Here is a 482-nt window from a genome sequence, read left to right as displayed (position 1 = left end):
CGCGCCTCGCCGTCACCCTCCCCGCCGACCTCGCGGACGCGGCGGCCTCCCTCCCCGAGCAGTTCCGCCAGCAGTTCGTCGGCGGCTTCGCGAACGCGGGGTCGCTCCAGGGCGGCCAGGGCGGCTCCTTCCCGCTCCCGCCCGGGGTGCCCGACGACGTCGCGCGCCAGGTGACCGACGCCGCCACCGCCGCGTTCCACCAGGGGTTCGCGACCGCCGTCGGGCAGACGCTCGCGGTCACGGCCGCGGTCCTGGTGCTCGGCTTCGTGTGCGCGATCGCGATGGCACCGAAGCACGTCGAGCACTGACCCGCGAGATCGGCCCGTACGTCGCGAGATCGGCCTCCCGAGGGTCGATCTCGAACGCTCGGGCCGATCTCGTGGCGCACGCGTCCGGACCACCGCGTGAACGGAGGGTTAAACCTCGCCCCGGAGGCGTGTCGGGGGTGGTGAGCGGAATCACACGGGCGTAGTTTCGAGGAG

1 pseudogene is annotated in these 482 nt (G+C 73.7%); it reads left to right on the top strand.

Annotated elements, in window-relative coordinates:
• A pseudogene (locus G3I78_RS47910) lies at positions 1-308 on the top strand (MFS transporter); the annotation flags it as partial.
• Positions 309-482 lie beyond the last annotated feature (174 nt).

Origin of the sequence: Streptomyces sp. SID13726, assembly GCF_010548375.1 — a bacterium.
Classification (GTDB): domain Bacteria; phylum Actinomycetota; class Actinomycetes; order Streptomycetales; family Streptomycetaceae; genus Streptomyces.
Note: the sequence above shows the minus strand (reverse complement) of the source record. Positions and strands in the feature narration are given on the sequence as shown.